Raw genomic sequence first — 19,329 nt, 5'->3', positions numbered from 1 at the left:
CTTGCATGTGTTAGGCCTACCGCCAGCGTTCACTCTGAGCCAGGATCAAACTCTTCACTTAAAAACGCATAGTCCGAAGACTAAAAATTTAAAGCTGCAGATGCTTGACCGCTGGCAACGTTTCGCTTGCTTTAAAACAATTGATATGTTGCTTGATCAAACGTCTGCAAGATGGACAAATCATCCTTCCTGCAGGCGCCTTCACAAGATACCTGCGCATACTGTCAAAGAACTTGGGAGTCGGCCTCAGCGCCTTTCTCCGTGTGCCCCGACGTTTCCGTCGTTGCGAGCCGCCCATTATAGCTGGCTTTTCCGCTTCGTCAACACCCTTTTTCGAGGGCCGTCTCACCGAAGTGGACGTTGTTGCCGATGCTGCTTCGTCGTGCGACCCGGAGGTCTTTTCGTCGAAGCGAGCCGCCTATTATGTCAGGCTTTTCGTTTCCGTCAACACCTTGTTTCGAAGGATGTTGCCGCCGCTTTGGCTTGGTGTTCACCGGGGTGAAGACCGCGTCGCAGCGAGGGAGCGAATACTAAAGACTTCTCGAAATTCGTCAAGCGCTTTTTTCAATTCGTACCGACAAACGCCCGGTACCTGCCGTGTGTGGGCACAGCGCCAACGGCGATGCGCAGCACGCGCGTTGCGCGTGCTGCGCAGGGCTGCCAACAATGCAGCTTCTTGTCGTCAGGGAAGCATGCGTCATGTCTGCGGTTGCCAAGCGTTCGTTGTTGCGCGATCTCTCATTGCCCGCCGTGGTCGCAGGCTTCATTACGGTGCTGGTGGGCTTTGCCAGTTCCGCGGTGATCGTGTTCCAGGCCGCACAGGCGGTCGGTGCAACGCAGGCGCAGATCGCATCGTGGATGTGGGCGTTGGGCCTGGGCATGGGCGTGACCTGCATCGGGCTGTCGCTGCGCTACCGCGTTCCCGTGGTGACTGCATGGTCGACCCCTGGTGCCGCGATGCTGGTGGTAGGCACGGGCGCGGTGGCCTATAGCGATGCCATCGGGGCATTCGTACTGGCGGCGGTGCTGGGGATGCTGGCCGGCTTCTCCGGTGTGTTCGCCAAGGTCATGCGCCGCGTGCCGATGGCGTTGGCCGCCGGCATGCTGGCCGGCGTACTGCTGCGCTTCGGGTTGGAGGTGTTCGTCTCCATGGGCACGCAGCTGGGGATGGCGCTGGCGATGTTCGCGACCTGGCTGGTCGGGCGCCGGCTTTTCCCCCGCTACGCGGTGATTGCCACCCTACTGGTGGGCGTGGGCGTTGCCGTTGCACAGGGCCTGCTGCATGCCGAACAGCTGCGGCTCGAACTGGCCATGCCGGTGTTCACCTGGCCCACCCTGTCATGGCCGGCGGTGTTCGGCATCGCCCTGCCCCTGTTCGTGGTCACCATGGCCTCGCAGAACATTCCCGGGGTCGCCGTGATCCGGGCGTCCGGCTACGACACCCCGATTTCCCCCGTCATCGGCTGGATCGGCGTGGCCAACACGGTGCTGGCCCCGTTCGGCGCCTACGGCCTCAACCTCGCGGCGATCACGGCGGCCATCTGCATGGGACGCGAAGCGCATGAGGATCCGGCCCGGCGTTACACCGCTGCCGTGGCCGCCGGTGCCTTCTACATCGTGGTGGGCCTGTTCGGCGCGACGGTGGCCGCGGTATTCGCCGCCTTCCCGAAGGAACTGGTGGCCTGCGTCGCCGGCATCGCCTTGTTCGGGACCATCGCCAACAGCCTGGCCATGGCCCTGCGCGAGGAAAGCGACCGCGAGGCCGCACTGGTCACCTTCCTGGTGACCGCCTCGGGCCTGTCGCTGGGCGGGATCGGCTCTGCCTTCTGGGGCCTGGTGGCCGGCGGCATCTGCCTGGTCGCCTTGCGGCCGCGTGGTGCCGCCCTGCCCTGAGCGCTGGCCGCGCTTACTGGGGCAGGACGCGGAGGGTCTGCACCAGGCTGTGGCGCGCGCCCGGGGCCAGGGTGACCACGTCAGGGCCGGCGTTGGCCGCCTCCAGGCACACATAGTGTCTCCAGCCGGCGCCGACGTCGGCCATCTTCGCCGCACCTGCCTGGCCGGGGTTCCAGGCCACCAGCGAGCGACTGCCCTGGGTACTGATCTCGATGCTGCGCTTGAGCCCCGGGTCCTTCAGCAGGTAGCGGCCACCGGCCTGGGTATAGATGCGGTCGCTGCGGCCGGGGTCACGCGGGTCGTTGAGCGACCAGTCGCCCTGTTGGGTGCGCGGGGTGGCGTAGTTCTCGAACTTGTCCAGGTAGGTCAGGCCATCCAGCCCGGACACGCTGACCTGCATGGCGTCGCTGACCTTGAAGTAGTTGTGCAGCGCCTGGGTGAAGGTGACCGGCTGGCGGCCGGTGTTCTCGGTGACCAGGCGCTGTTCGAGGGTGCGGCCGATCCGCAGCTGCATGCTGAGGCGCAGGTCGAGGGTCTCCAGCGCCGGCGGGGCGAGGGTCAGCACCACGGTGCCATCGGCTTCGCGCTGCGCGCTCTGCAGGGTCCACGGCACGTTGCGCACGAAGCCATGCGAGGGCACGTCACTGCCCTGCCCTTGTTTGCCGAAGTACGGCCAGCACACCGGGCTGCCGCCGCGGATCGGGGTGGGCAGCGCCTGCGCGGTGGGCGACAGCCACAGCACGTCCTGGCCGCCCTTGGGAATGAAGGACAGCAGCTGCCCGCCAAACACGGAGATCGCGGCAGTGGCCAGCGGGGTTTCCACCTTCCAGGCCGGGAAGCCTTGGATGTCGACGATGCTCAGGCCCTCCAGCTTCGGCAGCGCGGCGCCGGAGGCAGCCGGCGACTGCACGAGGCGGGCGTGGTTGGGCGGCAGGGAGAACGCGGTGGTGTCGGGCATGGCGGTAGTGGGCTTGGGTAGAGGGGGTGCGCTGCGCAGCGCGGTGAGGATGCGTTGGCCGGCGCGGCCGTCCGGATTGGGCCAGCCCAGCGCCTGCTGTTCGGTCTGGATGGCACGCCGCGTGGCAGTGCCGACCATGCCATCGGCGGCACCGATATCGTGGCCGCGTGCCAGCAGCAGGGTCTGCAGCTCGCGGCGTTCAGTGCGGCCAATGCCGGGATCGTCGGTGGGCCAGGCCGCCACGAGGCCGGGGCCGCCCCGCAGGCGGTCGGCCAGGGTGGCAATGGCCAGGGCATAGCTCTCCGCAGCGTTGTAGGCGTAGATCGCGTCGTAATTGCGGAACACCAGCCAGGCCGGGCCCTTGGCGCCGGTGGGCAGCAGCAGCGCGGCGTTGGCATCCTCGGGCAGTCCCGCAGGCGCGAGCGCGCCGCCGCCGATGGGGGCAATGCCCAATGCCCGCCAGGCCGCGAGCGGCTTGCGCTGGGTGCGACCGGCCAGGCTTGCGTTGAAGCCGGTGGGGATCGTGACTTCGATGCCCCACGGCTGGCCGGTACGCCAGCCGGCCTGCTTGAGATAGTTGGCAGTGGAGGCCAGCGCGTCGGGAATGCTGGCCACCAGGTCGCGGCGGCCATCGCCATCGCCGTCCACCGCGATACGCGCATAGGTGGAGGGCATGAACTGGGTGTGGCCGAAGGCGCCGGCCCAGGAGCCGGTCAGGCCATCGGCACTCAGATCACCGGCGTCGAGCAGCTTGAGCAGGGCCAGCAGCTCGCCGCGGAAGAACGGCTGGCGGCGCCCGTTGCAGGACAGGGTGGCCAGCGACTGCAGCAGCGGGCGCTTGCCGAACACGCGGCCGTAATCGCTCTCCACGCCCCAGACCGCGACGATGGTGGCCGGATCCACGCCGTACTGCGCCGATACGCGGGCGAGCAGGTCGCGGTGCTGGTCCAGGCGGGCGCGGCCATCGTCGACGCGCTGGGTATCGACCAGGGCGGCCAGGTAATCCCACAAGGGCGTGGTGAACTCCGGCTGCGCATCCAGCAGCGGCAACACGCTCAGGTCCGGGGTGAGGCCGGCGGTGAGCCGGGTGAACCCGGCCGCGCTGACGCCCTGCTTGAGCGCCTGCGGCTGCAACGTGGCCAGGCAGCGGTCGAAATCGTCCTGCGGCGCGGCAGCGACCGGGGTGCCGGCCAGGCACAGCGCGCCCAGCAGGCCGACGGTGGTAAACCTCATTGGCGTGAATCCCTGCAGCCAAGTGTTACCGCATCATAGCGGCAACCCACGCGGTTCAGGCCCGTTCCAGCAACCGCAGGCCGAAGGCGGGGGCATCGGCATTCCACTGCATGCGCACGCGCAGGCCGGCCTCGGCGATCAGCGCGCCGAAGGCGGCGTCGGTGTACTTGTGGCTGTATTCCACCGTCATCGCTTCCCCGTCGGCGAAATCGAACGCGCGGCCGGCCACGTGCACCCGCTGTGCGCAACGGCTGACCAGCTCGGTTTCAATGCGCAGGTGCGGCACGCTGTAACGCGCGCGGTGCTCGAAGCCGTCCAGGTCGAAGTCGCTGCCGATCTCGCGGTTGAGCCGGCGCAGCAGGTTGAGGGTGAACGCCGCCGTGACACCGGCCGCATCGTTGTAGGCCGCTTCGATCAGTGCCGGGTCCTTGTGCAGGTCGATGCCGATCAGCGCCAGCCCGGTGGGGCCCATGGTCTGGCGCATGGCATCGAGCAGCGCCACGGCATCGTCGTGGGCGAAGTTGCCAAGCGTGGAGCCGGGGAAGAACAGCAGCCGGCGTGCCGGTTCGCGCTGCGGTTCGGGCAGCGTTACGGGGCGGGTGAAGTCAGCGCAGACCGGCAGCATCTCGATCTCCGGCAGCGCTTCGGCCAGGCGTGCCACGCTGTCGAGCAGCGCCGCGCGCGATATTTCGATGGGGGTGTAGGCCACCGGATCGGCCAGGGCATGCAGCAGCAGCTCGGTCTTGCGCCCGCTGCCACTGCCCAGTTCCACCACGTGCAGGTGCGGCCCCACGGCGCGTGCGATCTCGGCGCTGACCTGCTGCAGCAGCTGCAGCTCGGTGCGCGTGGGGTAGTACTCGGGCTGGCGGGTGATCTGTTCGAACAGCTGCGAGCCGCGTGCATCGTAGAAATACTTGGAAGGCAACTGGCGTGGGCGCTGCGACAGGCCGTGCAGGATGTCGGCGGTGATCCGCGCGCGATCCGGCTGCAGGTCGGTCAACGCATCCAGGGCATCACTGACAGTGCTCATGCGGCATCCTTGGCCAGACGCAGGCCGGCGAACTGCCAGCGCGCCGACGGTGCGAAGAAATTGCGGTAGCTGGCACGGATGTGGTCGGCCGGGGTGGCGCAGCTGCCGCCACGCAGTACCCATTGGCCGCACATGAACTTGCCGTTGTATTCGCCGAGGTTGCCTTCGAAGGTACGGAAACCGGGATAGGCCCCGTACGCACTGCTGGTCCACTCCCAGACATCGCCGAACAGCTGCAGGTGGCGGTCGTGCGCGCTGCCCTGGTCGGGCGCGGCCGGATGCAGGCGCCCGCTGTCGGCGAAGTTGCCCTGCGGCGCCTGACCGGCGGCGGCCGCTTCCCATTCGAACTCGGTGGGCAGGCGCGCACCGGCCCAACGGGCGTAGGCGTCGGCTTCGAAGTAGCTGAGGTGGCAGACCGGTGCATCGGGGTCGAGCGCGCGCCAGCCCGCCAGGGTGAACTCGCGCGCCAGTGCGTCATCCCAGTACAGCGGGTGCTGCCAGTGTTCCTGCTGGCACAGGCTCCAGCCCTCGCTCATCCAATGGGCGGGCTCGCGGTAGCCGCCGGCTTCGACGAAGCGGCGGAACTCGCTGTTGCTGACCGGGCGGTTGGCCAGCGAATGGGCAGGCACCAGCACGCGGTGCACCGGCGATTCGTTGTCATAGGCGAAGGCGGCATGCGCCGGCCACGCGGGCGCGCCGATCTCCACGATCTGTTCCGGGCTGTGGATCCACGCCAGCGGCGAGGCGGTGCCGGTGCTGCGCGGCAGGTCGTCGCGGTAGGCCGGCTGCAGCGGGTTGCTCCACAGCGCGTGCTTGATGTCGGTGAGCAGCAGCTCCTGGTGTTGCTGCTCGTGGTGCAGGCCCAGTACCAGCTGGCGGGTCGCCTGCTCATCCAGTGCATCCGCCTGCAGCGCCGCCAGCACGCGCTGGTCGACCAGGTTGCGGAAGCGCAGCACTTCGTCCAGTGAGGGCCGCGACAGCAGGCCGCGCTGTGGCCGCGCATGGGCCGGGCCGATGCTCTGGTAGTAGCTGTTAAACAGGTAATGCCAATCGGCGTCGAACGCGACGTAGTCCGGCTGGGTCGCCAGCACGAAGCGCTCGAAGAACCACGTGGTATGGGCCAGGTGCCATTTGCTCGGGCTGGCATCGGGCATGCTCTGCACCATCGCATCTTCGGCGCTGAGCGGTGCGGCCAGGGCCACGCTGCGGGCGCGTACCCGGGCGAACTGGGCCGCCAGGGCGGTGGCAGCGGTGGCGGCGGTAGGAGGCGGGGCAACGACGGCGTTCATCGCACGAAGGATCGGCGAGCATGGGTGAGCGCGATGTCATGGCGCGGCGTACGCGGTGTTACGCCGTTCAAGTTGAATAGGCGATCAGGGCAGCGCGTCGAGATAGAACCAGCGCCCATCGAGGCGCACGAAGCGGCTGTGCTCCTGCATCTTCACCGCGCTGCCGCCGCCGATCCGGTAGCGCGCGGTGAAACGCACCTGGGCGTGGTCGGCATCCTGCAGGGCGTGTTCGTGCACGGTCAGGCCCAGCCAGTGCGTGCGCTGCCCGGCCGGCTCGTCCAGCGACAGGGTTTCCGGACGGGTATCGGGGTGCCAGCTGGCCAGCAGGTATGCCGGCAGCTGCTTCACGTAGGCGCTGTAACGCGAGCGCATCAACGCCTCGGCATCGGGCGCGGCGTCACCGGCGTGGAACCGGCCGCAGCAGGCGGCGTAGGCGACGGGGCGGCCGCAGGGACAGGGATCGGCAGGGGTCATGGGCGTATTGTGCCGCGAGGAGGCGTATGCTGGCGCGCTTTCCGCCGTGATGCGCTGCCGTGTTCGAGCTGGCTCCCCCTGAACTGTTGTGGTTGGTGGCGATCGCCTTCATCGCCGGCCTGGTCGATGCCGCTGTCGGTGGTGGTGGGCTGGTGCAGTTGCCCGGACTGTTCACGGTGCTGCCGCAGCACACTCCGGCAATGCTGTTTGGTACCAACAAGTTCAGTTCGATGTTCGGCACCGCCGCAGCGGCATTCCGCTACGCGCGCAATGTGCGCTTCCCCTGGCGACCGGTACTGTTCGCGGCCGCCACAGCCTTCGTGTTCTCGTTTGCCGGGGCCACGGCGGTGAGCCTGCTGCCCAAGGACGCGGTGCGCCCGCTGGTGCTGGTGCTGCTGGTGGCGATGCTGGGCTACACGCTGTGGAAGAAGGACTTCGGCGCCCTGCACCGGCCGCGCGAGATCGGCCGCAAGGAACTTGCCACGGCGCTGGCGATCGGCGCGGTGATCGGCTTCTACGACGGCTTCTTCGGGCCGGGCACCGGCAGCTTCCTGATCTTCCTGTTCGTGCGCTTCTTCGGGCTGGATTTCCTGCGCGCCTCGGCCGCCTCGAAGGTGGTCAACCTGGCCACCAACGTGGCCGCGATCTCGTTCTTCGTGCCGACCGGCAACATCCTGTGGCTGTTCGCCATCCCGATGGCCACCGCCAACATCGTCGGTTCGGTGGTCGGGACCCGGCTTGCGCTGCGCGGCGGCACGCCGTTCATCCGCAAGCTGTTCGTGGGCCTGGTGGTGGTGCTGATCGCCCGGATGGGCTGGGACACGTTCGCCGGCTAGGCAGGTCAGTCCTCGACCTGCCCGGCCGCGCTGCGGGTGCGCTCGGGAAGCTTGAGCCGCTTGCCTTCTTCGTCGTACTCGATCAACAGCACGCCGGAGTCGTGCCGGCCGCTGATCTCGACGAAACAGGCGCCGCCGATGAAAGGCTCCAGCGTCATCACCGATTTCAGCGGGGTGGCCACCACCATCTGGAAGCCGAAGTTCTCGAAGATGTTCATCGCCAGGGCGGTGAACTCGTTGTCGGCCTTGTCGAACGCTTCGTCCAGCACCACGGCGGCGTAGCTGGGCAGCTGGCTGTCGGCGCCGCCGAGCTGGTAGCGCAGCGCCGCCGCCAGGCAGGTGGTGGCCAACTTCTGGCGCTGGCCACCGGACTTGCCGGCGCCGCTGCGGTAGATCTCGACCTGCTGGCGGGTGGCGGCGTCCAGTTCCACGCCGATGAACTCCACATGCAGGCGTACGTCGAGCACGTTCTCGCGCCAGCGCTTGTCCTCGCCTTCCTGCGAGCCCAGCCGCTTGACCAGCTCGCGCAGCACGGCGAACTGGGTCTCGGCGACGTCGCGCTCTTCGGTCTGGTGATGCGACAGCACTTCGCGCAGGTGCTGGTGGAACTCGAGCACTTCCGGCAGGCGCCGGTCGCTGAGCTCGATGGTCAGCAGGGTGCCGCGGTTGAACGGCACCTGCTCCAGCGATGCATTGACCTCGTCCAGGCGCTGGCCGATCGACTTGCGCGCTTCGGCGCTGTGCCGCTGCAGGGCCAGCAGGTTGTTCTTGCTCTGGTTCTGCAGCAGGTCGAAGAAACGCTCCTCGTGCTGCGGCAGGCCATCGCGTTCCAGCCGCGCCAGACGCGCCAGGTAATCCTCCGCGGAGGATACCGACGCGGTGAAATCACCGGACTCCTCCGGCCACGCCTGCGCGAAGCGGCGGAAGCAGCCCACCAGCTGGGTCTCGACCCGGTGCACGTCCTGCTGGGACGAGGCCAGGCTTTCGTTGATGCCCTTGCTGATCTCGCGCATGTGCGCTTCCAGCGTTTCCAGGCTGAGCCCGCCGAGGAGATCCAGACGCTTCTTGAGCCCGGCTTCCTGGGTGGCGCCCAGCGCCGGCAGCACCAGGGCGCGGCTGCGCTGGCGCTGGGCATCGAGCTTGTCGCGCTCGCGCGAGAGCTGGATGAGCTCGACCCGGGTGTCTTCGTAGGTGCGCCGTGCCTGCACGATGTCCGCGCGGGCCTGGTCGATCTGCTGGGCCAGGCGGGCCAGGTCGGTGTTGCCTTCGCGCAGCTCACGCAGTGCCGTTTCGATGTCCTGCAGGCGTTGCAGCGCGGTGGCGACGTCGACCTCCTCCCACGCCACGTTCACCAGCTGGTGGCAGGCCATCCGACGCTCGTTGTCGAGGTCACGCTGGCCGCGCAGGCGCGCGACATCCTCGTCGCAGGCGGCAATGCGTTGCGCCAGTTCCTGCGCTTCGCGCCGGAACAGCGCCAGCTTTTCCTGGTTGTTGAAGCCCAGCAGCCAGCGACGGCGATCGCCGATCGCGCTGCGGTCATCCTTCTCGAACCGGTCGCCGGGATGCTTGACCTGGCCTTCGCGCGAAATGCCGCGCTCGACATCGCGCAGCTGCCTGGCATCGACGCACTCATAGTCGAAGCGCTTGCCCAGCTCGCGGCGCAGCCATGGCTCGAACACGCTGTCGCGCAGCTCCAGCTTGTGCAGCAGCGAGCGCGCGGACGGCGAACGTGCGATCGCGTCGTCGTTGCGGCGGACCCGGTAGTAGGTCAGGCGCATGCCCAGCTGGGTGCGATTCACCCAGGCGTTGATCTCGTTGTAGTGCTTGTCTTCGACCAGCAGCGACTGTGCAAAGCCGAACAGCACGCGCTCGATCGCCCCCTGCCAGGCACTCTGGTCCTCGTGGACCTGGATCAGCTCGCCAACGAACGGCAGTGCGGCCTCGGGCACGCCGGTTTCTTCGGACATCCGGCTGCGCAGCTTCTGCAGCGGCGCGGGAATGCTGGAGGGATTGCGCTCCATGGCCTCCAGTTCCGCGCGGACATCGGCGAAACGGCGGGTATCGTCCTGCTTGCCAGCCTGGCGCTCGGAGATGGCGTCATCCAGGGCTGCGGCGGCCTGCTGGCGATTGTCGAGTTCGCCCTGCGCGCGCGCAACCAGCGCAGCGAAGGCATGGGCGTCATCGGGAAGTTCGTTCTGCAGCCTGGCGGCGGCCTGGCGGGCCTGCTCGCGCTTGGACTGGCGGCGGTCCAGTTCGGCCTGGGCCCGGCCCTGTTCGCGTTCGAGTTCCTCGATGCGCTCGCCGCCCTGCTGGCGACGCTGCAGCTCCAGCTCGGCCAGGTGCTCCTCATGGTTGGCCAGGGCCTGCCGGCGCTGGGCTTCTTCGCCCTGCAGCCCGCGGTTGCGTACATCGATTTCCTGCAGCCGCTTCTCCAGCAGCAGCTGCAGGCGCGACTCGCGGAAACTGTCCAGGCCCAGCTTCAGCGTCTCCTCGTCGGCACGCTGCAGGTTCATCGCCTTCAGTTCGGCATGCAGCGCGCGCGCCGGCAGCAGGGTTTCCACCTGCAGGCGGGCGGTGACCACCGACTTGTGCGCGCCATCCAGCTCGGCGAAGTCGCTGACCAGCCGTTCGGCGGCATCGAAGGTGCGCGGGGTATCCAGCATGAAATCGCGCAGGAAGACGTTCAGGTCGCCCAGGTTCTTGGCCGACTGCGTCTTGTGCAGCAGGCGCAGCGCCATTTCATTGTCGATGCCCAGCAGGTGCCGGAAGCGCTCGGCGTAGCCGGTGAAGCTGTCGAAGTGGTGCACATCGCCCAAGCGCTGCTTGAGTTTGCGCAGGTCCAGGTCGAAGCCGCCGAGGTCCTTGGCGATATCGAACGGGCGCTCGGCGATCAGGTAATGCTTGCGTACGTCGGCGGCGGCCGCGCCGTTGCCGGCGATCCAGAACAGCCGCACCAGGCTGACCACGCGACCATCGCCGGCGCGGTACTCCAGCACCAGCGCGGTCCAGGTGGCGCCCTTGCGCAGGTATTGGGTGGCAATTTCGCCGGTGCCCCGGTCCTGCTGGTCCGCCCACGCGCCACGCACGTAGGAGACCAGGTTGCGGTCGCGGCCGCTGCGTTCGGCTTCGCGGGCGGCGGCGTTGAAGTCCACGATCGACGGCGGCACCAGCATTGCCGACATGGCATCGAGCAGGGTCGACTTGCCCGAACCGGAACGGCCGACGAACAGGAAGCCGCGCTCGGCGATCGGAACTTCGGTCAGGCCGTTGAAGGTGCCCCAGTTATGCACCTGCAGCCGGCGCATGCGGAACTGCTGCTGGCGCGGGTCCGGCAGCCCTTCGGTGAACAGGGCAGGAGTGTTCTTGGAGATGGCCATGCGTTATCGGTCGTTCCGTTCAGGCTTTGGCAGCAGGGGTTTCGCGCAACTGGCGGTACACCGACGAAAGTGCGGACACGTCTTCGGCGGAGAACAGCAGCTTCAATGCGGGCGATACTTCGTGCCGGTCTTCCTGGCCCGCCAGGCGGGTCAGGATGTGGTTCTCTTTCATCTTCTGCACCGCTGCGGCGACGCGACGGTTGAACCCGGCGCGGTCGGTGGAGAGGTTCTTCTCGTAGATCGCCAGCGCTTCGGCCATCTCGGTGTCGGCCACGACCGCGCGATTGCCGCGCGCGTCGGCCTCGGCCAGCTGCTGGCGCAGGTACAGCAGCAGCACCGAATCGATGAAGGTCAACGGCGAGCTGCGCAGCAGCACCGGCGCTTCGACGTCCTCGGTGTCGGCCTGGCGGGTGAAAGCCACACCACTGTCGCGGTCCAGCACCAGTTCCAGGAACAGGTCGGCCAGCGAGGAGCGGATGGCCGTTTCACTGCGGATCAGCGCCGGCCACAGCTTGGGGTGGCGCAGCTGGTCGATGCTGGGGCCGATCAGCAGCTGGCACAGCGCGCGGCGCCCATCCAGCGGCAGGCGGCCGGTGTCGCCCAGGTAGTAGACGTCGTTGTTCCGCCGCGGCAGCGGCGTGACCACCACCGGCTCTGCGTCGAGGTCGGGTGCGTCACCGTCGATCAGGGCGGCGTCGTTGGAATCTTCATGCCAGCTCATGGCGTTTCTCCTGGGTGAACCAAACCAACGGGATACGTGCCCGCCGCCACTGTCCATCGCCGCCACGCCAGTGCGCGGTTTCCTGTTCGCCTTCCACCACCGTGCCGTGGCGCGTGCCCAGCGACAGGTAGCCGATCACGCTGCCCAACCCCTGCGGCGCGTCGCGCTGCGACAGGGCCTGGGCAATGCTCAGCTTCGGTTGTATGGCCAGCAGGTCGTGCAGGTCGCGGCGCAGGGTGCGGAAGTCGATTTCCGACGAAGCCACCAGGTCGCCAACGCTTTCAAGGGAAATGCTGGCGGCATCGTTGCGCTGCACGCTGCCATCGACGTGGGCGCTGCGCGGGTCATGCAGTTTCCACTGCGACCACGAGCGCAGGCGGCTGGTGGTCAGCTGCAGATCGCGGCCGATCGGCCGCTGGGCGGTGAATTCATCGCGCAGCGCCAGTGCTTCGGACTGCGCCTGCTTGAGCAGCTGGTTGAGCCGGCGCTGCTCAAGATACCCACGGCTCTGCACGAAGCCGCGCAGGCTCCGTGCGAAGTGCTGCAGGACATCGTGGACCTGGCCGCCGCGGTCGAGCATGGTACCGGTGAAGCCGCGCAGGAAGGCGCGCTCGTCGCGGTCCAGCTTGCGGGCGAAACCGCGCGCGAGCACGGTCTCCAGCGCCGCATCCAGCTGGGCGCTCTGTTCGGCATCGTTGAGCAGCCGCCAGAACGCCTGGAAGCTGCGCCCGGCGTCGCTGTCGCCGATCACATCCACGCCCTCGAACAGCCGCGACAGCACGTCGCCGCGTTCGCTCTCGTCGTCGATGATGCGTTCGCGGAACTCGCGGTTGAGCCGTTCGAAGTCGTCGCGGACACGGCGGAAGTCTTCAGTCAGATCGTCGGCCAGGCCGATGATCTGGCGCGCCCGCTCCAGCGCGCGCTTGCCATCCAGGGTCGCCACGCGGCCAACCCCGACCCGCGCGATCTCCGCGTCGATGCGGTCGCGCTCGTCGCGCAGCGCCGACAGGCGCGCGTCCGGATCGGATTCGGTCTGCGCGGCCAGCTGCGAGAGCTGCTCGATGACCAGCGCCAACCGGCTTTCGGTGGCCGCCACGCGCGTCTGCTCCAGGCTGTCGGCGAAACGGATCGCCTGCAGCGCCTGGGTGGACAGTTCGTACTGCTCCTGGTCGGCGCCCTCGGGCAGGCGCCGCTCCAGCCAGCCCTGGGCCAGCCAGTGGGCGATGTAGGCCTGGGCGGTGCGCGGCAGCTCGCGCGACAGTTCTTCGCCATTGAGCTGGTCCAGCGCGCGCTGCAGGCGCTCGTGCAGCGCTGCCGCCGGCAGGGTGCGCTCGCCGTCCATCAGCAGGCTCTGCAGCAGGCCGATGATCTCCGGGGCGTTGGCAGCGGCCAGCAGCTTCCACTGGGGCTGTTCGCGCAGGGTGCGGTAACGGGTGATGCGTTCGCGGTGCTTCATGCAGCCAGGACATCCGGATAGACGCCGCGCGGCCAGGCGCCGCGCAGCGGGAGGGGCATCGGCCCGGCACGCTCATGCCGGGCGCGCGGCGTACTCAGCGCTTGCCGCCCACTTCGATGAAGCGCAGGAACTCGGCCCGGGTGCGGGCGTCTTCGCGGAAGCTGCCCAGCATCTTGGAGGTGACCATGCTCACGCCGCGCTTGTGGATGCCGCGGGTGGTCATGCACTCGTGCGCACCTTCCACCACCACGCCCACGCCGATCGGCTGCAGCACGTCCTGGATGCACTGGGCGATCTGCGCGGTCATCTTTTCCTGGACCTGGAAGCGGCGGGCATAGGCCTCCACCACGCGGGCCAGCTTGCTGATGCCCACCACCTTGCCGGCCGGCAGGTAGCCGACGTGCACGCGGCCGATGATCGGCGCCATGTGGTGTTCGCAGTGGCTTTCGTACTCGATGTCGCGCAGCACGATCAGTTCGTCGTAGCCGGCAACCTCTTCGAAGGTCCGTTCCATGTAGGCACGCGGGTCGTCGCGGTAGCCGCTGAACCAGTCGCCATAGGCTTCGGCGACGCGCCGCGGGGTGTCCAGCAGCCCTTCACGGGTGGGATCTTCACCGGCCCAGCGCAGCAGGGTGCGCACGGCCGATTCGGCCTCGTCCTGGGTCACCGGGGTCACGTCGTTGTCTTGTTTGCTCATTACATACAGCACCCGAAGGGGGGCGAGCATCGTACCCGACAGAGCCCCCGGGCGTCCCCCGGGCGTTGGGCTGCGGTTGGGCCGGGGGTATTGATAGGAATGAAATTAGTAGTATCCTATCTATCTGCCATGAAACGCTCCCTCGACGAACGCACCCAGCTGCAGATGCAGCTCAGCTCCGGCCTGCTCCACTCAGGGCGGCAATGGCAGCGCCTGGCCGACCAGGCGTTGGGCAGCTATGGCATTTCAGCCGCCTGCACCATGCCGCTGCTGATGATCGGCCGCGCCGGCGGTGGTATCCGTCAGGTCACCCTGGCCCAACAGCTGGGCATGGAAGGCCCCTCGCTGGTGCGCCTGCTGGACAAGCTGTCGGCCAGCGAACTGGTGCGCCGCGAAAGCGATGCCAGCGACCGCCGGGCCAACCTGCTGTGGTTGACCGACAAGGGCGAGGCGCTGGTGAGCGAGCTGGAGAGCCAGCTGATCGGCCTGCGCCAGGACGTGTTCGGCGAGCTGACCACCGAGGAACTGCGCACCGTGCTGAAGCTGTGGAAGCTGCTGGCCGAGGCGTCCGACCGCGTGACGTAAGCCACTGCCCTGCCCCACCTCCCGGTGTTGTCCTGCGACGCCGTGGTGTTCCCTTTTCCGCTTTCCTGCGAACTTCCTGCCCCGATGTACGGTGAATTCAGTCTCTATGGTGTGTTCGTCCCGACCCTGCTCGGGCTGATGCTGCTGGCCTACCTGCTCAAGAGCGGGCTGCGCCTGGTCCTGCAGCGCACCGGCGCCTACCGCCACATCTGGCACCCCGCCCTGTTCAACCTGGCCGTGTACGTGATCGTGCTCGGCGGGTTGTTTTCCCTGATGCGTTGGATGCAATCGTGAACAAGATCCTCAAGCACACCTTCCCGGTCGTCCTGACCGTGGTTGCCGTCATTGCCGCCCTGCTGGTGCTGCGCCACCTGTGGTCGTACTACATGGACGAACCGTGGACCCGCGATGCGCACGTCAGCGCCGACGTGGTCCAGGTCGCGCCGGACGTGTCCGGGCTGGTGGAAGCGGTGAAGGTGGCCGACAACCAGCCGGTGAAGCGCGGTGAGGTCCTGTTCGTGGTGGACCGGGCGCGTTACCAGATCGCGCTGGAACAGGCCCAGGCCACGCTGAGCGAACGCCGCGCCACGCTGGAGCAGCTGCGGCGCGAGATCGCCCGCGACCGCAGCCTGCAGGACCTGGTGGCCGCCGAGGACGCCGAAGTGCGCCGCGCCAAGCTGCAGGCCGCGCAGGCATCCACCGCCACCGCGCAGGCCGCGGTGGACCTGGCCAAGCTCAACCTGGCCCGCACCGAAGTACGCAGCCCCAGCGACGGCCACGTCAACGACCGCACCGTGCGCGCCGGCGACTACGTCACCGCGGGCCGCCCGGTGATGGCGGTACTGGATACCGGCTCGTTCCGGGTGGATGGCTACTTCGAGGAAACCCGCCTGCGCGGCGTGCATGCCGGTCAGAAGGTCGACATCCGCCTGATGGGCGAGGCGCAGCCACTGCAGGGCCACGTGCAGAGCATCGCCGCCGGCATCGAGGATCGTTACCGCAGCGAAGGCTCCAGCCTGCTGCCGAACGTGACCCCGGCGTTCGACTGGGTGCGGCTGGCCCAGCGCATCCCGGTGCGCATCCACATCGACACCATTCCCACCGGCGTGAACCTGATCGCCGGCCGCACCGCCACGGTCACCATCGAGCCGGACGCCGCCACCCCGACGCCGGCGCAACCGGCACGGGCGGCCCTGTGAACCGCCCGGCCCTGCACCGCATCGCCTTCGCCCTGGCGCTGACCAGCAGCCTGGCCGCATGCCGCACGGTCGGCCCGGATTACGCGGTACCGGCCGGTTCGGCTTTCCAGCGCCCTGAGGCCAACGCGGCGTTCATCGACACCGCCAACCCGCAGGTGGCCCCTGGCGCCGAGCTGCCGGCACGCTGGTGGGAGCTGTACCAGGACGCCACGCTCAATGGACTGGTGGAACAGGCACTGCGCGACAACGTGGAACTGAAGGTGGCCGATGCCAACCTGCGCCGCGCCGCCGCCGTGTACGAGCAGGCGCTGGATGCCGGTGGTTTCGAATACGAAGCCGAGGCCGGGGTCAGCCGCGCGCAGCTGTCGGCCGAATCGTTCCTGCTCGAGCACGAGCTGCCGCCGATCAACCTGGCCGACGGCAAGTTCGCGGTGTCCTACCAGTTCGACCTGTTCGGCAAGCTCAAGCGCGCCTCCGAAGCCGCGCGGGACGATGAGCAGTCGGTGGCCGCGGCGATGGACCTGGCGCGGGTCTCGCTGGTGGCCCAGGTCGCCGGCAGCTACGTGGAGATCTGCCACGCCAACCACGAACTGCACGTGGCCGAACATTCCCTGCAGCTGCAGCAGCGCAGCCGCGAGGTGACCCAGCGCCTGATCAGCGCCGGGCGCGGCACGCCGCCGGAACTGGCCCGCGCCAACGCGCAGGTGGCGATGCTGGAAGCCGCACTGCCGCCGCTGCAGGCGCAGCGCCAGGCCTCCGAGTACCAGCTGGCCGCCCTGCTCGGCCGCACCCCGGGCCAGCTGCCCGAGGGCGTGGACGCGTGCGACCACGCCCCGACCCTGGCCCAGCCGCTGCCGGTGGGCGATGGCCGCGCGCTGCTGCAGCGCCGCCCCGACATCCGCCAGGCCGAACGCAAGCTGGCTGCGGCCACCGCGCGGATCGGCGTGGCCACCGCCGAGCTGTACCCGGACATCCGCCTGGGCGCGTCGCTGGGCGCGGCCGGCCTGCTCGCCGATTTCGGCGAGCCGCTGACCCAGCAGTGGTCGTTCGGCCCGCTGATCTCGTGGACGCTGCCGTCCTCGGGCACCCACGCGCGTATCCACGCCACCGAGGCCGGGGCCGATGCGGCACTGGCCGAGTTCGACCACAGCGTGCTGCAAGCGCTGCGCGAAACCCAGACCGCGCTGAGCCGCTACGCACACGACCTGCAGCGCCTGCAGTCGCTGCAGCAGGCGCAGGCCCAGGCGGCGCTGGCCGCCGAGCAGAACCGCCGGCTGTACCAGGGCGGGCGCACCCCGTACCTGTCCAGCCTGGACGCCGACCGCACCCTGGTGTCGGCCGATGCCACGCTCGCGCAGCAGCAGGCGCAGGTCTCTCGCGACCAGATCCAGCTGTTCCTGGTCCTCGGCGGCGGCTGGAACGCCGACGCGGTGGCACAGGCGCCCGCACCTACGGTAGTGCCGACTGTTAGTCGGCATGCTGCCAATCGGCAAGCTGCCAGTCGGCACGCCACAACCCAGCAGCACTAACCCAATGCTCCTGCTCGACCGCCAAGCCTGGCTGTTCTCGGTAAAAACCTTCCTGGCCGCCCTCGCCGCGCTCTACATCGGCCTGGCCGGCAACCTCTCGCGCCCGTACTGGGCGATGGCCACCGTCTACATCGTCACCCAGCCGATGCTGGGCCCGACCCGGGCCAAGGGCGTCTACCGCATCGTCGGCACGCTCATTGCCGGCGCGGCCACGCTGTGGATGCTGCCGCACCTGGTGGAAACCCCGCTGCTGCTGAGCGCGGCGATGTCGCTGTGGCTGTCGGCGTGCCTGTTCATCGCCCTGCTCAACCGCGGCCCGCGCGGCTACGCGTTCCTGCTGGCCGGTTACACCACCGCGTTCATCGGCTTCCCGGCGGTGACCTCGCCGGACACCATCTTCGACACCGTGGTGGCGCGCAGCGAGGAAATCATCCTGGGCACGGTGGTGGCGGTGCTGTTCGCCTCGCTGTTCTTCCCGACCTCGGCGCGGCCGATGCTGCGCGCGCGGATCGGCAACTGGATGGACGATGCCGCGCAATGGTGCCGGCAGATCCTGCTGCGCGGCCAGGCCCATGGCCCGCGCAACCGGCTGGCCGCCGACCTGGTGCAGTTCGAGGCGCTGATCGAGTTCCTGCGCCGCGATGACCCGCGCCATGCAGGCGCAGCGGTGTCCATGGAGCGGCTGCGCGAACGCATGTTGCTGATGCTGCCGGTGCTGTCGTCCATCGCCGACCGGCTGGGCGCGCTGCGCGCCGGCGGCCGCGCGCTGCCGCCGGGGCTGGAGCCGCTGGTGAACGACATTGCGCACTGGCTGGAGCGGCCCGGCCGTTCCACCGCCGACGAATACACCGCCCTGCGCGCGCGGATCCTGGCGCTGAAGCCAACAGTGGATGGGGAATTGGACCACCTGCTGCTGGTGACCCTGCTGTTGCGCCTGGAAGAGCTGGTGGACCTGTGGCAGGACTGCGCCACGCTGCAGGACGCCATTGAACACGGCAGCGCGCCACGCGATACCGCCCACTACCGGGTGCGCGCCAAGCGCATGGGCGGGGCGCGCCACGTGGACTACGGCATGGCGCTGTTTTCGGCCGCCAGTGCCGGCGTGGCGCTGATGACCTACTGCGCGCTGTGGATCGGGCTGGGCTGGGAAGGCGGTGGCAACGGCGCGATGATGGCCGCGGTGGCCGCCGCGTTCTTCGCCGCGCAGGACGACCCGGCGCCGAGCATGCTGCAGTTCCTGCTGTGGGCGATCGTGGCCAGCCTGGTGGCGGCGGTGTACCTGTTCGGCGTATTCCCGGCGGTGCACGACTTCGGCAGCCTGGCGCTGGTGCTGGCGGTGATCTTCCTGCCACTGGGGCTGCTGCTGCACCGGCCCAAGACCGCGCTGATCGGGCTGCCGTTGACGGTCAACCTGGTGGCGCTGCTCAACGTGCAGAACACCTACAGCGCCAACATCCAGAGCTTCATCAATTCGTCGGTGGCGATGTTCATCGGCATTGGCTTTGCGGTGGTGATGACCCGCCTGTTCCGCTCGGTGGGTGCTGAATGGACCGCCCGCCGCCTGGTGCGCCAGGGCTGGACAACGCTGGCCGAAGCGGCCGAAGGCCGTGGCCAGCAGGACCGCCAGCAGTTCGCCGCGCGCATGCTGGACCTGCTGGGCCTGCTCGCCCCGCGCCTGGCGGCCACCCCCGAAGGCAGCGACATCGCCTCGGTGGACATGCTCACCGAGTCCCGCATCGGCCTGAACATCCTGCAGCTGCGCCGGGCACGGCATGGGTTGCCGGCGGCGAGCATGCAGGCGATCGAGGCGATCCTGGACGACGTGGCCGCGCATTACCGCGCCCAGGTGGCGCTGCGCCGGCCACAGCCGGCGCCACCCGCGCTGCAGGCCAAACTGGAGGCCTCGCTGAAGCGGGTGCAGACGGTGGAGGCCGGCAAGGCGCGTGATGAAGCGCTGATGGGCGTTCTGGGGCTGCGCTATGCGCTGTTCCCGGAGCAGCCGGCGGTCACACAGGGGGGAGTATCCTGACGCCCTGCATTCCTGCATGGAAC

At 68.5% G+C, this 19,329-nt stretch carries 14 protein-coding genes and 1 pseudogene; 7 read left to right on the top strand and 8 right to left on the bottom strand.

The window, feature by feature from the left end; all coding sequences use genetic code 11:
• Positions 1-699 precede the first annotated feature (699 nt).
• A complete protein-coding gene (locus ACQG3P_RS07030; protein WP_426804623.1) occupies positions 700-1,893 on the top strand; it encodes a benzoate/H(+) symporter BenE family transporter in 1,194 nt (397 codons plus the stop codon).
• Between the two features lie 13 nt (positions 1,894-1,906).
• Here ACQG3P_RS07030 and ACQG3P_RS07025 read toward each other — a convergent pair whose 3' ends face one another.
• The 4 genes from ACQG3P_RS07025 to ACQG3P_RS07010 all read right to left on the bottom strand — a co-directional run bounded on the left by ACQG3P_RS07025 (position 1,907) and on the right by ACQG3P_RS07010 (position 6,877).
• Entirely contained in the window at positions 1,907-4,084 is a 2,178-nt protein-coding gene (locus ACQG3P_RS07025) for a lytic murein transglycosylase (protein WP_426804622.1), read from the bottom strand.
• Between the two features lie 55 nt (positions 4,085-4,139).
• On the bottom strand, positions 4,140-5,114 hold the full coding sequence (egtD, locus tag ACQG3P_RS07020) for an L-histidine N(alpha)-methyltransferase (protein ID WP_426804621.1): 975 nt from the start codon (positions 5,112-5,114) through the stop codon (positions 4,140-4,142).
• A complete protein-coding gene (egtB, locus tag ACQG3P_RS07015; protein ID WP_426804620.1) occupies positions 5,111-6,403 on the bottom strand; it encodes an ergothioneine biosynthesis protein EgtB in 1,293 nt (430 codons plus the stop codon). Before egtB ends, egtD begins: the two co-directional genes overlap by 4 nt.
• Before the next feature lie 84 nt (positions 6,404-6,487).
• On the bottom strand, positions 6,488-6,877 hold the full coding sequence (locus tag ACQG3P_RS07010; protein ID WP_426804619.1) for a YchJ family metal-binding protein: 390 nt from the start codon (positions 6,875-6,877) through the stop codon (positions 6,488-6,490).
• 59 nt (positions 6,878-6,936) lie between these two features.
• Here ACQG3P_RS07010 and ACQG3P_RS07005 point away from each other — a divergent pair, with 59 nt between their 5' ends.
• Positions 6,937-7,713, top strand: a complete 777-nt coding sequence (locus ACQG3P_RS07005; protein WP_426804618.1) for a sulfite exporter TauE/SafE family protein — start codon at positions 6,937-6,939, stop codon at positions 7,711-7,713.
• A 5-nt stretch (positions 7,714-7,718) separates the two neighbouring features.
• On the opposite strand, the gene ACQG3P_RS07000 is transcribed toward ACQG3P_RS07005, so the two are convergent.
• The 4 genes from ACQG3P_RS07000 to folE all read right to left on the bottom strand — a co-directional run bounded on the left by ACQG3P_RS07000 (position 7,719) and on the right by folE (position 13,964).
• A complete protein-coding gene (locus ACQG3P_RS07000; protein WP_426804617.1) occupies positions 7,719-11,090 on the bottom strand; it encodes an ATP-binding protein in 3,372 nt (1,123 codons plus the stop codon).
• Positions 11,091-11,109: 19 nt separating this feature from the next.
• Positions 11,110-11,811 (bottom strand): DUF4194 domain-containing protein, encoded by a 702-nt coding sequence (locus ACQG3P_RS06995; RefSeq protein ID WP_426804616.1) that lies wholly within the window; start codon positions 11,809-11,811, stop codon positions 11,110-11,112.
• Positions 11,798-13,267 carry a DUF3375 domain-containing protein gene (locus ACQG3P_RS06990; protein ID WP_068847954.1) on the bottom strand — a complete coding sequence of 490 codons (1,470 nt, stop codon included), beginning with the start codon at positions 13,265-13,267 and terminating at the stop codon, positions 11,798-11,800. The genes ACQG3P_RS06995 and ACQG3P_RS06990 overlap by 14 nt, the downstream gene beginning before the upstream one ends.
• A 94-nt stretch (positions 13,268-13,361) precedes the next feature.
• Complete coding sequence (gene folE / locus ACQG3P_RS06985; protein ID WP_068847956.1) at positions 13,362-13,964, bottom strand: GTP cyclohydrolase I FolE; 603 nt, start codon at positions 13,962-13,964, stop codon at positions 13,362-13,364.
• Between the two features lie 129 nt (positions 13,965-14,093).
• Here folE and ACQG3P_RS06980 point away from each other — a divergent pair, with 129 nt between their 5' ends.
• The 5 genes and pseudogenes from ACQG3P_RS06980 (at position 14,094) to ACQG3P_RS06960 (ending at position 19,306) form a co-directional block, all read left to right on the top strand.
• Positions 14,094-14,549, top strand: a complete 456-nt coding sequence (locus tag ACQG3P_RS06980; RefSeq protein WP_426804615.1) for a MarR family winged helix-turn-helix transcriptional regulator — start codon at positions 14,094-14,096, stop codon at positions 14,547-14,549.
• A gap of 84 nt (positions 14,550-14,633) precedes the next feature.
• Complete coding sequence (locus ACQG3P_RS06975; RefSeq protein WP_017354740.1) at positions 14,634-14,843, top strand: DUF1656 domain-containing protein; 210 nt, start codon at positions 14,634-14,636, stop codon at positions 14,841-14,843.
• Positions 14,840-15,748, top strand: coding sequence for an efflux RND transporter periplasmic adaptor subunit (locus ACQG3P_RS06970; protein WP_426804614.1), 909 nt, complete (start codon positions 14,840-14,842; stop codon positions 15,746-15,748). The genes ACQG3P_RS06975 and ACQG3P_RS06970 overlap by 4 nt, the downstream gene beginning before the upstream one ends.
• Positions 15,745-17,178, top strand: a pseudogene (locus tag ACQG3P_RS06965) (efflux transporter outer membrane subunit); the annotation flags it as partial. The gene ACQG3P_RS06970 and the pseudogene ACQG3P_RS06965, both read left to right, overlap by 4 nt.
• 103 nt (positions 17,179-17,281) lie before the next feature.
• Positions 17,282-19,306: an FUSC family protein gene (locus ACQG3P_RS06960; RefSeq protein WP_426804613.1), complete on the top strand. Its 2,025-nt coding sequence runs from the start codon at positions 17,282-17,284 to the stop codon at positions 19,304-19,306.
• Positions 19,307-19,329: the final 23 nt, after the last annotated feature.

The organism is Stenotrophomonas sp. SrG, from assembly GCF_050031795.1.
Taxonomy (GTDB): Bacteria; Pseudomonadota; Gammaproteobacteria; order Xanthomonadales; family Xanthomonadaceae; genus Stenotrophomonas; species Stenotrophomonas rhizophila_A.
This window is presented reverse-complemented; position numbering and strand designations above follow the sequence as displayed.